This is a genomic window from Salmonella sp. HY31, from assembly GCF_042604575.1.
Lineage (GTDB): Bacteria > Pseudomonadota > Gammaproteobacteria > Enterobacterales > Enterobacteriaceae > Salmonella > Salmonella diarizonae.
Window position 1 is genome coordinate 4,233,697 of record NZ_CP170479.1, and the last position, 17,124, is coordinate 4,250,820.

Annotated in this window: 14 protein-coding genes and 2 pseudogenes; 5 read left to right on the top strand and 11 right to left on the bottom strand. The window is 47.3% G+C overall.

The window, feature by feature from the left end; all coding sequences use genetic code 11:
- Position 1: 1 nt before the first annotated feature.
- Positions 2-1,198: a cytochrome P450 gene (locus ACE15A_RS20265; RefSeq protein WP_064055687.1), complete on the top strand. Its 1,197-nt coding sequence runs from the start codon at positions 2-4 to the stop codon at positions 1,196-1,198.
- 15 nt (positions 1,199-1,213) lie between these two features.
- The gene (locus ACE15A_RS20270) at positions 1,214-2,737 is read left to right on the top strand and encodes an MFS transporter (RefSeq protein ID WP_053508160.1); all 1,524 of its coding nucleotides are present in this window, start codon (positions 1,214-1,216) and stop codon (positions 2,735-2,737) included.
- 137 nt (positions 2,738-2,874) lie between these two features.
- Here ACE15A_RS20270 and ACE15A_RS20275 read toward each other — a convergent pair.
- Positions 2,875-3,192, bottom strand: a pseudogene (locus tag ACE15A_RS20275) (integrase domain-containing protein); the annotation flags it as partial.
- Between the two features lie 23 nt (positions 3,193-3,215).
- Positions 3,216-4,327 (bottom strand): IS3 family transposase gene (locus ACE15A_RS20280; RefSeq protein WP_129382503.1). Its coding sequence is split into 2 segments (ribosomal slippage): positions 3,216-4,066 and positions 4,066-4,327, totalling 1,113 coding nucleotides; the frame shifts between segments, so codons are not numbered across the junction.
- A gap of 48 nt (positions 4,328-4,375) precedes the next feature.
- Here ACE15A_RS20280 and ACE15A_RS20285 point away from each other — a divergent pair.
- Positions 4,376-4,648 (top strand): hypothetical protein, encoded by a 273-nt coding sequence (locus ACE15A_RS20285; protein WP_164984557.1) that lies wholly within the window; start codon positions 4,376-4,378, stop codon positions 4,646-4,648.
- A gap of 116 nt (positions 4,649-4,764) precedes the next feature.
- Here ACE15A_RS20285 and ACE15A_RS20290 read toward each other — a convergent pair whose 3' ends face one another.
- The 5 genes from ACE15A_RS20290 to ripC all read right to left on the bottom strand — a co-directional run bounded on the left by ACE15A_RS20290 (position 4,765) and on the right by ripC (position 9,641).
- Positions 4,765-5,907: a Fic family protein gene (locus tag ACE15A_RS20290; RefSeq protein WP_053508164.1), complete on the bottom strand. Its 1,143-nt coding sequence runs from the start codon at positions 5,905-5,907 to the stop codon at positions 4,765-4,767.
- 572 nt (positions 5,908-6,479) lie between these two features.
- Positions 6,480-6,860 carry a VOC family protein gene (locus tag ACE15A_RS20295; RefSeq protein ID WP_024149592.1) on the bottom strand — a complete coding sequence of 127 codons (381 nt, stop codon included), beginning with the start codon at positions 6,858-6,860 and terminating at the stop codon, positions 6,480-6,482.
- A 64-nt stretch (positions 6,861-6,924) separates the two neighbouring features.
- Positions 6,925-8,250, bottom strand: a complete 1,326-nt coding sequence (gene ripA / locus ACE15A_RS20300) for an itaconate CoA-transferase RipA/Ict (RefSeq protein ID WP_077944412.1) — start codon at positions 8,248-8,250, stop codon at positions 6,925-6,927.
- Between the two features lie 24 nt (positions 8,251-8,274).
- Positions 8,275-8,802, bottom strand: coding sequence for a (R)-specific enoyl-CoA hydratase RipB/Ich (ripB, locus tag ACE15A_RS20305; protein ID WP_064055749.1), 528 nt, complete (start codon positions 8,800-8,802; stop codon positions 8,275-8,277).
- Positions 8,803-8,825: 23 nt separating this feature from the next.
- Positions 8,826-9,641: an itaconate degradation C-C-lyase RipC gene (ripC, locus tag ACE15A_RS20310; protein WP_129382505.1), complete on the bottom strand. Its 816-nt coding sequence runs from the start codon at positions 9,639-9,641 to the stop codon at positions 8,826-8,828.
- A 91-nt stretch (positions 9,642-9,732) separates the two neighbouring features.
- Between ripC and ripR the strand changes: the two genes are divergently transcribed.
- Entirely contained in the window at positions 9,733-10,611 is an 879-nt protein-coding gene (gene ripR / locus ACE15A_RS20315) for an itaconate degradation transcriptional regulator RipR (RefSeq protein ID WP_023247090.1), read from the top strand.
- Positions 10,612-10,658: 47 nt separating this feature from the next.
- Here the strand turns inward: ripR and ACE15A_RS20320 are convergent, their stop codons facing one another.
- Positions 10,659-12,398 (bottom strand): arylsulfatase, encoded by a 1,740-nt coding sequence (locus tag ACE15A_RS20320; RefSeq protein ID WP_053508168.1) that lies wholly within the window; start codon positions 12,396-12,398, stop codon positions 10,659-10,661.
- A gap of 68 nt (positions 12,399-12,466) precedes the next feature.
- Positions 12,467-13,651 (bottom strand): anaerobic sulfatase maturase, encoded by a 1,185-nt coding sequence (locus ACE15A_RS20325; protein ID WP_053508171.1) that lies wholly within the window; start codon positions 13,649-13,651, stop codon positions 12,467-12,469.
- Between the two features lie 511 nt (positions 13,652-14,162).
- Between ACE15A_RS20325 and ACE15A_RS20330 the strand changes: the two genes are divergently transcribed.
- A complete protein-coding gene (locus ACE15A_RS20330; RefSeq protein ID WP_023247087.1) occupies positions 14,163-14,846 on the top strand; it encodes a LuxR C-terminal-related transcriptional regulator in 684 nt (227 codons plus the stop codon).
- Positions 14,847-14,951: 105 nt separating this feature from the next.
- Here ACE15A_RS20330 and ACE15A_RS20335 read toward each other — a convergent pair whose 3' ends face one another.
- Both ACE15A_RS20335 and ACE15A_RS20340 read right to left on the bottom strand, forming a co-directional pair.
- Positions 14,952-15,509 carry a DUF3156 family protein gene (locus ACE15A_RS20335; RefSeq protein ID WP_023247086.1) on the bottom strand — a complete coding sequence of 186 codons (558 nt, stop codon included), beginning with the start codon at positions 15,507-15,509 and terminating at the stop codon, positions 14,952-14,954.
- Positions 15,487-16,984 (bottom strand): annotated as a pseudogene (locus ACE15A_RS20340) (APC family permease). Before ACE15A_RS20340 ends, ACE15A_RS20335 begins: the two are co-directional and overlap by 23 nt.
- Positions 16,985-17,124 lie beyond the last annotated feature (140 nt).

A 17,124-nucleotide genomic window follows, 5' to 3' on the forward strand; every position in this document is an offset into this window, starting at 1 on the left:
AATGGACAACAGAACATATCGTATAACGGATATACCTCATTACGATCCCCAAATGGGATATGAAATTATAAAGGCCGCCACTTATCAGGAGATCGGAGTTATTCGTCTGCTGAGTGGGCACGAGGCGTTTCATGTCATCAATTATCAGGATGTCAAAAAAATCCTGATGGATAAAACCTGCCTCCGCAGCCCCTCTAACGAAATAGGTGGGCCCAGTGTGTTGCCAACGCTAACACCAAAGGAACTGTTGCTGAATCTGGATTTTCCCGACCACACTCGCGTAAAACAATTTGTCGCCAGAGACTACAGCAGAAGCGGATTGAAATGGCTGGAACCCGTTATTACGCGCCTGGTACAGGGATATGCAGAAAAGATGGCGCTAAAAAAACAGCCCGATCTGTTTACTGATCTGCTGGATCACGTTGCCGCTGATACAAACTGTACCTTGCTGGGACTTCCCCTTGAAGATAAACACTATTTTCGCACGCTGAGTCATATTGTACAGGTAGCGGCTCCTGATGATGTTGAAGATCTGGTTCATCGATTTGAATTACTTTACGGATATGTCATGGAGCATGTTCAGGACAAAAGACACCATAGCAAAGACGGCCTGATTGCCAGATTTGTGCAAAACAGGGAAAACTGCCAGCCACCACTTAATGATGCAGAATTAACAGCTATCCTGCTGGGTTCGGTGCTGGGAGGCGATCAAAATACTCTGACGGTTATGACCAAAATCATCTATGGTCTGCTTTACATGCCTGGAATATGGAGACAGTTACACGACGAACCGACACTCGTTCCTGCGATGGTTGAAGAAATGCTGCGGCTAACCAACCTGGGAAGCACATCGACCTTTCCCCGGATTGCCACACAAGATATCCAACTGGATACAGGCGTTATCCCGACAGGCGCAGCGATTCACGCCGATGTATTTCTGGCAAACCGTGACCCCGCAGTGTATTACGCCCCTCTGTTAATAAATCCTTATCGTGAAAATAACCAGCACCTACAGTTTGGTTACGGCATGCATCACTGCATGGGGCAGGAGCTTGCTCGCCTGGAAATCAACACAGTCATTACCCTGCTAACTCGTCAGTATCCGCAGATGAGACTACGCCATGACAACCTAAACGACCTGCCATGGTGTGAAGGTATCGTACTACGCCGTCCTGACGCACTGCCCGTTATTATTTGATCATCTGGAGCCATTATGTCTCAGCCAAATAGCAGGTTACTTTTATTTGCCATTTTACTGGCGGTATTTGTTGTGCCTGGTTCAATTTCCGGAACGGCAATTGCGTTGCCATTTATTAGCGCAGACATGAACGCCAACCTGTCAGCGTTACAGTGGGTCGTCAACGCCTTTAACTTAACGTTTGCCTGCTTTACCTTATTCTGGGGAACGCTTGCTGATGCCTGCGGGCGGAAGAAAGCCTTTTTATCCGGAACCACAATTTATGCCGTAGCTTCAGTCATGTCGGCACTCTCTCCCGGCGCTTTGTATCTTGATATTTCCCGTGCTCTGGCCGGGATCGGAGGTGCCGCTATTTTTTCATGCGGCAGCGCTATTCTGATCGCCCGGTTCGAAGGCAGTCAACGGACTAAGGCTTTCGCCCTCTTTGGCACCACTGCCGGGATCGGTATTACTTTTGGCCCGACAATTTCAGGTTTTATTCTTGATTTTATCAACTGGCGCGCCATTTTTGCTGTTCATGCCATCACGCTGGCGGTTGTGTTAATTCTGGCTAAATCTATTCCCGGAGATACCGCGACGAATAAACGGTTTCGTTTTGATATTGCCGGAACCGTACTCTTTATCACCGCCCTCCTGCTGTTTATGCTGGCGATGGTACAGGGGGCTCAGTGGGGCTGGACAGATATCAGAACACTGTCATTATTGATACTTGCCGCCGTGATAACTGTTGGTTTTTATCTCTATGAAAACCGTATTGATAACCCAATGCTGAATTTTAACCTGTTGAAGAATCGTACCTTCGTCGGACTGATCCTGATCCCGGTGGTTGCCAGCGTCATCTTCGTGACACTGCTGACGTATTATCCCAGCTATCTGACAGGAGTGATGCAGCTCACACCGTCAAAAGCCGGTCTCATGATGATCGCACTCACTCTGCCCGTTCTTTTCTGCCCGGTGATTGCAGGCAGGCTGGTCTCAGGTGGGGCATCAGCCCGTATGATTCTGTTTATCAGCCTGGCTGCATTTATCGCTGGCGGTATAACTTTAATCCTTTTCAGCCAGCCAGACCGTGAACTATGGATATTGACCATACCATTATTATTAATTGGTACGGGTATGGGATTATCCGCCGGTCTGGTCGATGGCCTGGCATTAAGTTGCGTGGATCCGTTACAGGCAGGCATGGCTGCCGGATTGCTTAATACGCTCAGGCTGGGTAGTGAAGCGCTGGCAGTTGCATTATATGCTTCATTACTGACCTCTCATCTGACAGGGTCTTTGCCTGGTCTTTTTATGCAGTTCAGTCTCCCGGCGAATCAATTGACGGAGTGGATTAACGCAGTCGCCTCAGGCAATCTCACCGCCCCGCTGAAACACGCACCTGGCGGTAATCTGTTAGCATTGATAATTGCCCAGTATCATGCTGCGTTTATTTATGTTGTAGATATTCTAAATATCATCACCGTTGCTCTGAGCCTTTGGATCCTCAGATTACTGATGAATAAGCGGGCCATGACCAGACAGCAGGTTAAAGAATAGACGTTTCTGGCTGAGTATTATTCAATTCAAGCGAATCATACTCAGCCTTTATTGAATGGAGTTATACCAGGATTCTGTGGGCTTTCCCCCGCAGATCATAACAGTCCGGATATCTTTCCTGCATCATACCGAAAAAGTTATAATACTATCTCCCGACCATAAACCAGACGGACATATTGCCCACGCCCATCACCATGCCCCAGATCCATTGCCGTCTGTGCCAGTGCTTCTTTATCACTGAATCCCTGTGCCAGATAATGGCGGATCGCATCCTGTGCCCAGGCATAGCGCAGCGAGTGAGGAGAGTATGCCCCGGTTAAGCCAATTCGCGACGCCTGGCTGTGCCAGTATTTCATGGCCGTTTTCAGGTCAGGTTTATCAATCAGTCTGCCATTTCGGCTTTCCGCCACCGCAATGGCGTTATCCAGTGCCTTTCTGACTGCGCCAGTATTGAGGTGGTGCTGTAAATAGACCCGTTTTAGTTCCATGCATTTTTTGAGATCCCGGCCAGATAATGGTGTTGTCGGTATTCCTCCGGCGTCATATTGTTCAGCGATTCATGCGGGCGTTCACAGTTATATTCTGATAACCATTTCTCTGTGATTTCCCGCACTTCATTCAGTGTTCTGAACAGATAAAAATCGAGTATTTCTGTACGGTATGTCCGGTTAAAACGCTCAATGAAAGCGTTCTGCGTTGGCTTACCCGGCCGGATAAACTCCACTTTTACTGCATGTTTCTCTGCCCATTCAGCCAGTGCCAGCGAGATAAATTCCGGTCCATTATCCATGCGAAGCATGGCCGGATAGCCGCGGTTTGCCGCGTTCCTGTCGAGCACCCGGACCACTCGTGGGGCTGGCAGATTCAGATCGATTTCAATCGACAACACCTCACGGTTAAAGTCATCAACAACATTGAACGTGCGAAAACGACGGCCACAGACCAAAGCATCATTCATAAAATCGACAGACCAGCTCTGGTTCAGCACTTCCGGTATGGCCAGTGGCGAGGGATTACGCACCGGCAGCCGTTGTTTACCCTTACGGCGAAAATTCAGCTTCAGCAGACAGTAAATACGGTGGATCCTTTTGTCATTCCACTGGTATCCCTGCCGCCGCAGAACCTGGAAAAGCTTCGGAAAACCGTATCGCGGGTATCGTTCAGCCGCTGCCTGCAATGCGGCAATAACGGGTTCGTCATGCGTAGAATCCGGGCGGTAATGGTAAACCGTTCTGCTCAGGTTCAGACTCCGGCAGACCTGACGGATACTGAGTCCGAATGTCGTTATCAGATGAGTGACCAGCTCACGCTTAGAGGCTGGTTTTAAAGCTTTTTTTCGATAACGTCTTTCAGCGCCCGACATTCCAGGCTGAGGTCGGCAAACATCTGTTTGAGACGTCTGTTCTCGTCCTCAGGCTCTTTTATCTTTTTAATATCAGAGGCCTCCATACCGCCATATTTAGACTTCCAGTTGTAATAGGTGGCTTCAGAGATACCGACCTCCCGGCAGACATCTTTAACCGTTCGTCCGGCTTCGACCGACTTAATCACGGCGATGATCTGATGCTCAGTAAAACGGGCTTTACGCATAGCGAGCTCCTTTGTTGGCAGATTGATTATGCCGGAGGATCTCTAAATGTGAATGGCACGATTATGCGGGATACTTACAAAGATGTCGTTAATGCTTCCGATGGATGCACCACAGAGGAAAGATTAGTAACATTTACTAAGCTTATTATTGATGACCGTATATATCCTCAAAGATTTATTTCATTTATTTTTCCAATTTTCAGTTCATTTGCACAGGGCCATTTCCTTGATATTAATTATATGAACACACTAATAAATGACGTTGAAAAAACAGAACCAGTCGGGGTCATCCCAACTATGGCAAATGAAGTCTCTAATTGAATTTAAATTTTCCAAGCAAATAAAATAAGAGATATAGCAGCTATATTAATAGCTGCTATGTTTCGTCAAAAACGACCATAAAAAAGAGTAAATAATACACTAATATATTCTTGATATCACAAATCTGGAATAAACCCTTCTTCCCGCAGAACCTTAATCACCCCTCGTATCAGATACGAGTTAGAAAACTTCGCTGTATAGGTACGCGCCCCCTCCTCTACTGGTTGAAGCAATCCCCTATCAATCAGCTTACCAAGCTGATAAGTCACCTGCGTCGGTTTCAGATCGGGCAAAACAGTGCGTAGATCGCCCGCTTTTATCGTCCCCAGTTCGACGGCACGTTTCAGAACCTTCGATTCCAGCGGGTTTGTCAGTCCTCTCTCCGACGAAAAATCGATAGCCGGATACAGGATTTTTTCACTCAGAAAAGCATGGCTTGTCAGTTGATCAACTTTCTTCAGCTCAGAGGAGATCCCCGAAAGCACATATAAACACCATTCTTCCAGCCCCTGCTCTGTTCCCTTATCGGCTAACGAAAGCATGGCGTAATAGCGTTCACGATCATTACAGAATACCGCTGTCGGATTGAGAACCCGACCACCCGCCTGAACGTTAAAACCATATTTGATAAGCAACGCATAGGTCAGCAGTCTGACTGTTCTGCCATTACCGTTGCCAAAGGGGTGTATCCAGCCAAAGCGGTGATGCACCAGCGCAATCTTCATCAGATCGTACTTTGGCTTATCGGCACGGTTAATGAAGGCTGTCAGTTCTGACATATAATCAGCAACGCGGATGTGATCCGGCGGCAAATGCTCAGACTGAGCAATGCTAACGTTATGTTGCCGATATGCGCCGGGCGTTCTGTCTCCTTCCTGTTGCAACCCGACTACTGCCAGACTATGCAACTCGCGGATAAAATATTCCGTTATCTCATCTCCGTTGCTCAGGTATTCATCGATGTACTCCATCGCAGCTTCAATATTGTTGATTTCTTTGAGCTGATCCGTCGAACTCTGTGTTCCTTCAACCTTACTTTCAACATAATCAGCAAGCGTGGTGTGGTTTCCCTCAATCCTTGCAGAGCCAAGACTCTCCAGCATGTGGAAAACTGCCTTCAACTGCGCAAACAGGATTGGATGAACATCGGTTTCCAGCCGCAGGTGCCGGAGTAACTCCAGCTCCGTCAGCGCATCGACCAAAGGGGAGTCAAAACTGGGGTTCAGAAGCGACAGCTCAAAATGCTTAAATTGGGCCATGATGTTTAGTTATCTCAACTGGTGCATGACAGCATCTCAAAAGTATAGCAAAAATACTAATAGAATCTATACATTAGAAGATATGTCGTTTCTGATTATCTCAAAAACGGTTGTTCCAACATATCAAATGTAGGTTTGGAAGATGTTCAATGCGAAGGGGTGTGGGACTTTGATTGCATAATGTAAGATGGGTTGTTTAGCGCTGCTGTGTGGAGTTCCATCCGCTATATGTGGATCTAACCCCACACATAGCAAAGCCCCCACTCACAAAACAACGATTTTTCGTGATAACCCTCACAAAACAAAAGCGATTTTTTATGGGGGCCTTCGTGGGGGCGTTATTTGAGAGAAATACCAACAAAACCAATAATAAACAACACGTTAATCGTGGATATGATTCCGAGTCCGGCACCACCTTTCCTTTTTTATACTTCCTTATGAATTCCTCGATGTCTTCAAGTCAATAAGTTTGAACATAGACTCTTTCCAGAAATTATTGCCATATGATCTCCATCAAGCCAATATAAACGGATGCGTGATCATAATAAAGGCAGTAATAGTAAGTTTTAACATTAAACATACTGCGAAATTTCAATTAAGTTTCCATCAGGGTCCCTGATGTAGATAGACATTATCTCGCCTGTGGCTCCAGTTCTCTCAACCGGGCCTTCAACAATGGGAATGCCTGCCTGTAAGATCTCAGACACAACATTATTTATCGGTGTCGATGTAATAAAACATAAATCGGCAGATCCCGGCGTTGGTCTACTCGCTTTTGGTTCGAACTCCATTTCTTGCTGATGGAGGTTAATTTTTTGCGCTCCAAATATTAACGCTTTTCTGTTTTGTTTAAATGTTACCGCAGAAAAACCAAGTACCTCTTCGTAGAATCTTATTGTGGTTGATATATCAGATACCGTTAATACAAGGTGATCAATTCTGTCAATTATCATTTGAATAGACTCATAATGTTTATATTTTGGGGATGCTATATTAAAAAATAGCATTAACCTACTTTTAAATCAGATGCATTTTTTTTGCATCTACTCTAAGTTGCTGCCGAAAATTGGGATGCGCCAATTCAATAATCCTGAGCGCACGCTCGGTTGAAGAGAGCCCCTTCAGGTTTACGGAGCCAAATTCAGTGACTATCCAGTGCGTATCCGTTCGTGGGGTTGTTACAGGCCCCTCAAGGCGGGGAACAATACGAGAAATCGTATCATTCGCGGCCGTTGAGCGTGTCGTAATAACGGAACGACCTCCTTTAGATGCATATGCGCCTCTGACAAAATCCAATTGCCCTCCTGAAGCGCTGTACTGGTGTCCAAGCAAATGTTCAGAGTTACAGGCGCCGGTAAGATCGATTTGTAAGGTAGCGTTAATGGAGACAACATTCTCATTTTGCGCAATGATCCCCGGATCGTTAACATAATCGACAGGCCGACTAAAAAAAGAGGGGTTGTCGTTGAGATAGTCATACATATCCTTTTGTCCCATAGCGAAAGTAAATACAGACATTCCCCGGTCGATATTTTTACGCTGGTTGGTAACGACGCCTTGTTGAATCAAACTTACCAACCCCGGATTCAGCGCCTCTGTATGGACCCCCAGATCATTATGTTCCTTGAGCGCATTACAGATGAGCTCCGGTAATGCGCCGACCCCCATCTGGAGACAAGCGCCATCTGGCACAAGAGAGGTGATAATCTGACTGATAGCAATATCTTCAGCTACGGCAGTACGTATTGGTAGTTCAATTAAAGGAACATGGTTTTCAACAATGGCGTCAATTTCTGAAATATGGATTGCAGCACCTTCTCCATGAACGCGCGGCATATATTGGTTAACTTCGACAATAAGTTTTTTAGCTGTCCTCGCAATCCGGGTGGAATAATCGTTTCCAGTTCCAAAATTAAAATAGCCATACTTATCCATAGGGGACACGGTGTGAATAAAAGTATCAATACCAATATCATCAGCCAGTAATCGCGTCGCCTGATGAAAATTTGAAGGAACATAGTTAACTATTTTTCGCCCGGAGCTCTCAATCCCCTGATGTATTAAAGCCCGTTCAATACCGGTAATAAACATACTGTAGAGATGAATATAGTCACTTAGCTCATAACGGAAAATAGTGTTCCCGGCAATGTTGGCTGTTTCATAACAGTAAACCCGCAGATCGTTGATTTCTCCCCTTTTCGCTCGCTTTGCCAGCGCATTCAGCAAAGCTGGAGGCTCTGCTGCAAACATTCCCATAGAGAGGTGACTGCCGGAGGTAATTAAAGTAACCGCTTCGTCAGGCGTCACACATTTTTCGGCATACGCTGCATTAACATTCATCATGACTCTAAACCTCAGGGCGATTTCTCAATAAGCGGCGTCTTCTTCAGGCGAGCATCCACGGCAATAAACTAACATTGTTCGTTCGAAGCGCATGACCTCTACACCATCCTGGTTAATACCACATGTCCGAACGGTAACGATGCCTTGTCCAGGGCGACTATTTGACAGGCGTTTGCTGAGTACAGTGCTTTCAGCATAAAGTGTATCCCCTGCGAAAACCGGATGGACGGCTTGTACCTTATCCCAGCCAAGATTGGCCACCACTTTGGCGCTGACAGTACGCACGCTCATACCGGTTAAAAGCGCCAGAGTGAACGTTGAATCAACCAGTAACTTTTTCCATTCCGTTTTGCTGGCGTAAGCCGCATCGAAATGGACCGGCTGCACATTGAGAGTGAGCAGGGTAAACCACACATTATCGGCGTCCAGAACCGTCCGACCGGGACGATGTTCAAAAATATCACCGGGATAAAAATCCTCCCAGTAAAGACCCGAAACTTCTCGGTAGCGCCCCTCGCTAATGGTTTTATAAGCGGGTAATAACGTGTTCATAATCAATTCCTCTGTTAATAAAATCAGGAAAAGATCCCTGCCCGGGCGAGTAATCGCCGGGCCTGACGGGCAACGGCTGCATCTATCATCATGCCGCTAACGATCCCGACGCCTTTGGCATTCTCTGTCAGTACTGCACGAGCATGATTAATTTCTGCTGTTGTAGGAGTAAATGCGGTGTTGATTACGCTAATCTGAGCGGGGTGAATAGCCGATTTTGCAGAAAAACCAAAACTGAGCGCCTGCAGCGTTTCCTCTTTCAGACCTGAAAAATCGCCTATATCAAAGAAGGGAGCATCTATTGCAAGAAGCCCTTTCATAGCGCAGGCAGCCACTATTCTGGCCCGCGCCAGCGCAAGAGGCTCCCAGGCAGGTGTGGCGCCAAACATCAACCCGTAGAGTCTGGGGGTGGCGTCCGCAATAGACTCTACGGCATTAAGCCCGGCAACTGACTCAATAATGCCAATAAGGCGAGTATCAGAACCAGCCATCATGATAAGACTATCCACGATTTGCAGGTGCGCGGCTGACTCTGTTTTCGGAAGAATAATGTAATCAGGAAAAAAACGGCATTCCAGTAACATATGCAGGTCTTCAATGCCAGCATGAGTATTCATTCCATTAATTCTTAATGCTATTTTTAGCGATGAGTTTGGTCGGGATGAAAGGAACTGCATCGCAATTTTCCGGGCCTGCGCCTTGTCATTCGGGGTGACGGAATCTTCAAGATCGATAATAGAAATGTCCGCCCCACTTTCAACTGCTTTTATGAAACGTTCGGGTCGAATTGCTGGAGTAAAAAGCCAGCTACGTGTCGGAGCATGAGAAATATCGGACATATTGCACCTCCTGTTAACCTCACTATGCGCTCGCCGGTTTCATTCTTCCAATATATGATGGTGCCATTCTTAATTGCTTTTGGAGATGAGGATGGAACTGCGCCATATTCGCTATTTTCTCGCCGTCGCTGAAGAGCGGCATTTCACGCGGGCTGCGACAAAATTAGGCATAGGTCAGCCGCCGCTAAGCCAACAGATTAAGGATCTGGAAAGAGAGCTGGGAGCGCAGCTATTCCGAAGAGTGCCTCATGGCGCGGAATTAACCGAGGCTGGAAAAGCATTTTATGATGTTGTTAAAGGGATGCCTGCTACCGCGACAAGAGCCGCGCTGGCGGCGCAGCGTGTTGCCAGGGGGGAGTCGGGCGTGTTAAGGGTGGGTTTTACTGCCTCTGCGGCATTTAACAGTGTGGTCCCCGGCGCAATCCGTACTTTCAAGCGGGCTTATCCTGACGTTCGTTTACAGCTTGAGGAAGGAAATACAACCCAACTGGCTGATGAATTGAATGAAGGATCGCTGGATGTTGCCTTTCTGAGACCCGGTTTTACAGGCAATGAACGGTTCCAGCTCAGGTTACTGTCTGAAGAGCCGATGGTTATTGTGCTGGCAGAAACGCATCCAGCAGCGGCGTGTAAACAGATTGCACTCTCGACTCTCAAAGATGAGTTTTTTTTACTCTTCCCACGTGAAATCGGCCTGTCGCTTTATGACGCAGTGATCGAGGCCTGCGGTAAGGCGGGCTTTGAACCGAAAATTGGTCAACTCGTGCCGCAAATTTCGTCAGTCATTAACCTTGTGTCGGCAGAGATGGGCGTGTCGATGGTTCCAGATTCAATGAGACAGGTTAAGGTCAAGGGAGTAGTATACCGCCCCGTTGCAGACCAGATGCCCGTCGCAAAGCTGGCTCTGGCATACCGGCGCGGCGATACATCGCCAACGCTGAGAAACTTCATCCTGAAAGTCACTGGCTGAATGCTGTTACGTGAGCGTTGAATAATCATTTGAAACGTAACCAATAATTAGTGACCCGATTTTGTGTTTAAAGGAATCACTAACGGAGCAGGAACTGGCTGCAATGTCTGTGGATCGACTGCCAGATAGCGCCCGGTTTTACTGTCGATACCCACATAATCGATAAGCTTGCCTTTGGCATAAAGCACCATTGTCTGTTTTGCAAATGCCTCATATGCACTACTCAGTATTTTCACTTTATCCGGATAATCTGCTGCGAGATTATCTGTTTCCAGGGGGTCACGTTGCAGGTTGAATAATTCCCATGGCGCATTACCAGCCTGTGGGAATAATGTGACAAGACGACGCAATTTCCATTTTCCATCTATCCAGGCCGCCTGATTATGGAGTTCAACGCCATATTGCGTGCGAGGCGCGTGCAGACTTTCACCGGTCAGATAGCGTTTAAAACTCACGCCGATCATTGGCAGTGTCGGTCTTTCAGATAATGATTTACTGACATCAATACCTGCAAATTCATATAGCGTGGGCGCGACATCATACGCCGCCATCGTAGTGTGATCTATGGCGCCATTATGTATGATACCAGGACCGGAAATCATAAAACTGGTATTAATCCCCCCCTGGCCGCTGGTCGTTTTGTGATAGCGACCATAAGGTGCATTGCTGACATCAGCCCAGTGGGGGCCATAAGAGATAAATGAATTTTTACGACCAATATTTTCGTAACGATTATCAAATTGCTTCCAAAAATCTGGTTCAGATTCATAGTGAAAGCCCTCCGCCGGATTAACACCATTATCACTTAAGAAGACCAGAATCGTGTTTTTATCGCGCCCGGTCTTTTTTAACGTCTCAATAACGGTGCCGATCTGTGCATCCATATTGGCGATCATAGCAGCGTAAACCTGCATCTCCTTTGCCGTGTATTTCTGCTGTTCCGGGGTCATCGCCTGCCATTCTTTATCAAGTTCCAGTCCTGGCAGAGGTATGTCATCACGCAGAAAACCCAGTTTCTTCAGACGAGCAATACGCTGACGATAGACGGCTGCATAGCCCTGTTCATACTGACTTTTAAAACGGCTAATCCATTCATCCGGCGCCTGCAGGGGATCATGTGGCGCAGTAAAGGCCAACCACGCAAAGATGGGTTGTTCCCGTGGCGTCTCACTGATCCAGCGATTCAACTGGCTGGCATAGGCTTCGCTGGAGTAAAAATTGGAGGGCAGTGAAATGCGCTGGTTGTCACGGGTGTAATAGGTATGAAATATCTCAACGGTTCCCAGCGGCACAGCATCATCAAAGTGACTGGCGCCTCCCCCCATCAAGGCGAAAGAATGACGAAAGCCCCGATCTTTTGGCGTCGAGCCTGGCGTAAAACCAAGATGCCATTTACCCGCCATCAGCGTATTGTAACCAGCATCTTTAAAGCGTTCAGCCATGGTAGTCACCCGATCAGTCAGGCGCAATTCATAGCCTTCCTTACCTATGGTATTTTCATACCACCACATACCGCCTATACCAGCTTGCTGACTGGTGTTCCCGGTTAATAGCATCGCACGGGCGGGAGCAGACATGGGAGACGTGTAATATTGACTCATCCGCACGCCGTTCTCAGCCATCGCCTGCAAATTAGGCGTTGGGATTTCCCCACCGAAGGGACTGATGTCAGAATATCCCATATCATCAGCGATAATCACGATAATATCAGGACGTTCGTTTTGCGTACTGTGCGCCGTACCGGAGAAGATAATGCTGAGTGTGGCAAGTGTTGCTTGTTTTTTCACGGCTTATTCTCCATTTCAGACTACGGATGTTGTACAAGAGCGGCGGGCAAATGCGGCAAGAAGGGCTATCAGCCCGAAAACCTGTTCACAACGTCAGCACGCCAGGCCTTCAGGCCATTCAGATCCCGGGGCCAGGCACGAAGCGGAGCCAGAATCTCCGTGAAAAAAGAGTAATAGCCGCTACAAAGTCGGTTGTAGCCGGCACTGTTGATATGTGCGGGGCAGCCTCCCTGGCAGACCATTTTCACAGAACACCGTTGACACTCCCGGCGCTGGCTTTTCTTAATACCAAAGGGAAGCCGGATTGCGGCATCTACTGCTGGAGCTAACGTATTATTAGCAAGCTGTCCCAGGTAATGCTGGCTATTAATCAGATGATCGCAGGCATAGAGTTTGCCATCCGGTTCCATGACCAGATTCGTGCCGCAGCGGGCGGAGTGGACACAAGTGGCGCTGATATGCGTAAAATATTGTGCCCATGCCTGTTCAAGATTGATCACAAAGACCCGCCCCATATCGCCGCGTTTGCGCCATTGACGCCAGATATCGATCATGAAACGCCCCCAGTTATCCGCACTCAATCGGTAACTTTGCTGTAGGGCGTTGCCTTCGTTCATCAGTGGCTGAAATTGCAGATAACGAGCGCCAAGACTAACAACATGATCGTAGATGGCTGCCGCATGGCGAGCCATGTCATCATGCACGACAATCAGTAAGTTAAAATCGACTCGATAGTGTTGTAACAATGCGATTCCCCGTAGCGCAGCCGGATAGCTGGCCTCGCCACGTTTGCCCGGACGATGATGATTTTGCAAGTCTTCACTGCCCTCAAGACTGATGCCAATAGTAAAATTATTGTCGCGAAACAGACGGCACCAGGCATCGTTTAACAACGTCGCATTCGTTTGCAGACTATTACTGATCGTCACGCCATCAGGCGCATATCGTTGTTGAAGCGCTATTACCTTTTTATAAAAACCGATTCCGGCTAAAAGCGGTTCACCGCCTTGCCAGACAAAATTAATTTCACGCGCACTGGCAGGTTGCGCCGCAATATAGCGACAAATAAAAACCTCCAGCGTTGATTCATTCATTTTTTCTACGGGCGTTTCACCCTGTGGGTAATAACAATAGCGGCAGGCCAGATTACACGCAGGGCCTATGGGTTTCGCCAGAATATGAAAGGGTACCAGCGCCCGGTTTTCAGTCATTACGGGGATTTGCTGTTGCCGTAATGTGTTAAGATTCAACATTATTCTGTCCTGTAATTATCATTTCTGATGCAGAGACATCACTAACATTTCGCAATAACGTCCGTCTGGTGCTGCGGGCAGAATGCCGTGAGCAAGCTGTATCTATTGACACGCCGGTTTTCTGCATAGCGCATGACACTATTGAAACGTTATTTAGCAAATCATATCTGAGCCAGAAATTAAGCCTCTGTTAACCTGCGCTGTTTCAGAAAATCATAGAACAGTCGTCTCAAAAGGATATCGTCCTGAAGGACGAGAACCGACGGCATTTTCAGGATATGAGTTCAACCACGACAGAAAAGCATTATATTAATAATTTTTAGATGTTTTTTAAAAAACAAGATGATATTTAGATTATAAGTCATATATTTCAAATGGTTATGAAAAATATCGCAACACGCGTCACATTATTAACATATGAATGATTGTGTTACATGAATGTAAATTGTATGTTTCAACAACCACTGTCTTACTGCGTCCCGGCGCGCTCATCCGGATGGAAGGAGATAACATGTCAGCCTTATCAAATACTGGCCATAATGACGGGATCACTCTCCATTGCTTACAGAGCATTGCGCAACTCATTCCTCTGTCGTCGGCAGTTTTTTATCGTGTTAATGATTATTTAAAACCGGAAGGTTATGTTTTACATAACATTTCTAATGACACACACCAACAATATCTGGAGCATTTTCAACCATTAGACCCGCTATCGCCCTCCCGGTTCGGCCAACGGGTTATTACAGTAGCGACGATGACGCCCGGTATCTGTGCCCGTCATCGCCATTATTATCATGAATTTATGCTACCTAATCATGTTTGCGACATGATTGAGATCTTTATTCGTCGGGGCCATCGTATTATCGCGGGCATTTCATTAATGCGCGATATACCTTTTTCCAGCGAAGAGCGTTTGCGAGCACAGGCAGTACAACCCTTACTGGGACTGGCGATTCATGATTCTCTTCAGGGAGACAACGATCTGGCGTCAATATTGACCGCAAAAGAGCGTGAAATTGTGGGAATGGTCTGCGAAGGCGCCAGCAACAAATTGATTGCCCGTCAGTTGAATATATCTCTCTCAACAGTGAAAACGCATTTACGCAATATTTTTGCTAAAACAGAAGTGATAAATCGTACGGAACTGGTTTCCCGAACCAGAATGCCCTCGGTACAACACTCACTGAATATGTGAACGCTTTCTCTTTTATCCCGCGTCAATGGCGGGACGTTTCCCCGCGTGTCATATATGCCTGAATTAATAGCACTCTCTGAGCTGGCACTTCAATAAAATGTCATATTATCTGGCGTCGGTATCCTGTTGCAGCCATTGATTCATGACCTGATTGATCATATTTATCACACTCAGCAGAAGAACACGCTGGTGCCGCTCAAGCCGCAGATAACGGCGCAGCGGCGGCATTTTACAAACCACTTCGCTAGCAGCCCATAGCTCAATGCTGCAATACCATTCCTTATGATGTAAAACCAGAGTAAACCGACGATAATCCAGTTCACTCAGAGCCTGTTGTAAATTGGGGAAACGATTAAGATAGTTAATCAGCCCGGCAGTACTTTTACTGCCAGTAAAAATGACTGGATAACGTTTCAGCCATCCGGGCTGATGAACGCGAATTTTACCCTGCAAAGGATAATTGATTGCGCCTTTCACCCTGAATTCACAACTATAAATACTGGCCATAAATAACCGTTTTTGCTGAACATGGCAGATAACCTGGGTAAATGCATTCAGATGCAGCACGGCGCTATGCTCGGTCAATTTTTCACAACGCCAGCCGCTCAAATCACGTAACACCATGTTCATTAATGTGCTCTTAAACCAGGGGACGGAGGACATCTGGCGTCATCTCTTCATTGTTTCGCTTTTCATAATTGCCCATCGCCCGTTCCACGACCTCTTCTACGGGAAGCGGGAGGAAAGGATTAACCCGTTGCACACATAATGTCCAGAATAAGGCATAGGCGGCAGTCAATCCAAGCATAATACCGAATGGTATAAGTACATCCCGACTGTTCATTCCTGGAGGTGCAATATTAATAATGGCGATAATAATACCCACGCTCGAAATAATCTGAGGTAAGGGGAACCAGGGGGCCCGGTAAGCGCGGGGCAGATCGGGACGCCGAATACGTAAGATAACGACCGATAACGTTACCAGCAGATAAGCTACCCCCCAGGCGCAGACCGCAGCGAGGATCAGCGGAACAATGTGGTCGATATCACCGTTCAGATACCAGGCGTGTAAACAGGGAATCGCAACACCGAAAGCGATGGCGATTACCGGTGTTTTAAAGCGAGGGTGCAGCCAGGTCAGAAACCGCGGCAAAGCGCCGTCCAGCGCCATGCCGTATATAATACGCGGTACTGCAGCCATCAGAGTATTAATCGTCGCACATCCCGCCAACAACAACCCCACGCCCAGCCAGTATTGCCCGACATGTCCCATGACACGATTAGCGAAGGCGGGAATAGCCATCGGCGTATCCAGTAAAAAGATATTGTTTGCCGCATCGACGACCACATTATTTACCTGACGATTAATCGCGGCGCCATAGAGGAACATACAACCTGCCACCGCTAAAAGGCCAAGCGCCATCGCTCTGGGAATCGTACGATGCGCTTTTTTAATTTCCGGCGCCATTGGCGTTACCAGTTCACAACCGACGAACATAAACATCGCCATGCCAATATAACCAAACAGACCAGAGAGATTACTGACATCAAGCGGTGCGCCAAACCACCCAGAATGATGAGTGACCGGGGATAACATGATCCCGCATAAACCGAAGATAGTCAGGGTAGTCCACATACCGAAAGTAAGAAATACTTCCACCTTGCCAAATACTTCAACACCAATGGCATTCAGTATTCCGAAAACCACTACCATGCCGACGCCAACCATCCAGGTATTGTGCTGCATGGCCACGTGTTCATTAACAGACTCAAAGTTCACCAACGCCATGACGCCAGCGAGAATTGTTTCTGCCGTTCCGGCAAATGTGTACGATCAGATAAGCGCAAAGCGCACCGGTGATAGCGAAAAAACGCCCCATCCCGCAGGAAATATAGTCGTAGACGGAACCAGTCGTGGGAATGAGTGTTGCCGCTTCGGCAAAGGTGGTAATCTGCGCTTGCATCATAATAAATGCCAGTAATACCGCAAGAGCAAAGGTATCTCCCCCTGAGCCAAAACCACTGGTCACGGTCAGGATCACCGGGCTTGCCATAATCAGCCCGACGGAGCTGGCAAGCGTCGTGGGGAAACCGATAACGCCACGTTCAAGATGGCTGGCAAGTCTGTTTTTAAACATGGTCAACCTCTTCACTATTATTACAACAATAAATTACCGCTCCGGAATAACGTTTATTTATGGCAGGCATCCCATCCAGCGGGTATCGTCCTGAAGAGGGATAACGGTAAATAAATTTGTGACGCCGTCCCCGCACGCGC

Coding starts and splice junctions, on each gene's coding strand:
- ripB (WP_064055749.1), bottom strand. CDS start 8,802: ATGAACACGTTATTACCCGCTTATAAAACCATTAGCGAGGGGCGCTAC.
- ripA (WP_077944412.1), bottom strand. CDS start 8,250: ATGATGAATGTTAATGCAGCGTATGCCGAAAAATGTGTGACGCCTGAC.
- ACE15A_RS20270 (WP_053508160.1), top strand. CDS start 1,214: ATGTCTCAGCCAAATAGCAGGTTACTTTTATTTGCCATTTTACTGGCG.
- ACE15A_RS20265 (WP_064055687.1), top strand. CDS start 2: ATGGACAACAGAACATATCGTATAACGGATATACCTCATTACGATCCC.
- ripR (WP_023247090.1), top strand. CDS start 9,733: ATGGAACTGCGCCATATTCGCTATTTTCTCGCCGTCGCTGAAGAGCGG.
- ACE15A_RS20330 (WP_023247087.1), top strand. CDS start 14,163: ATGTCAGCCTTATCAAATACTGGCCATAATGACGGGATCACTCTCCAT.
- ACE15A_RS20325 (WP_053508171.1), bottom strand. CDS start 13,651: ATGTTGAATCTTAACACATTACGGCAACAGCAAATCCCCGTAATGACT.
- ACE15A_RS20295 (WP_024149592.1), bottom strand. CDS start 6,860: ATGATAATTGACAGAATTGATCACCTTGTATTAACGGTATCTGATATA.
- ripC (WP_129382505.1), bottom strand. CDS start 9,641: ATGTCCGATATTTCTCATGCTCCGACACGTAGCTGGCTTTTTACTCCA.
- ACE15A_RS20335 (WP_023247086.1), bottom strand. CDS start 15,509: ATGTCCTCCGTCCCCTGGTTTAAGAGCACATTAATGAACATGGTGTTA.
- ACE15A_RS20290 (WP_053508164.1), bottom strand. CDS start 5,907: ATGGCCCAATTTAAGCATTTTGAGCTGTCGCTTCTGAACCCCAGTTTT.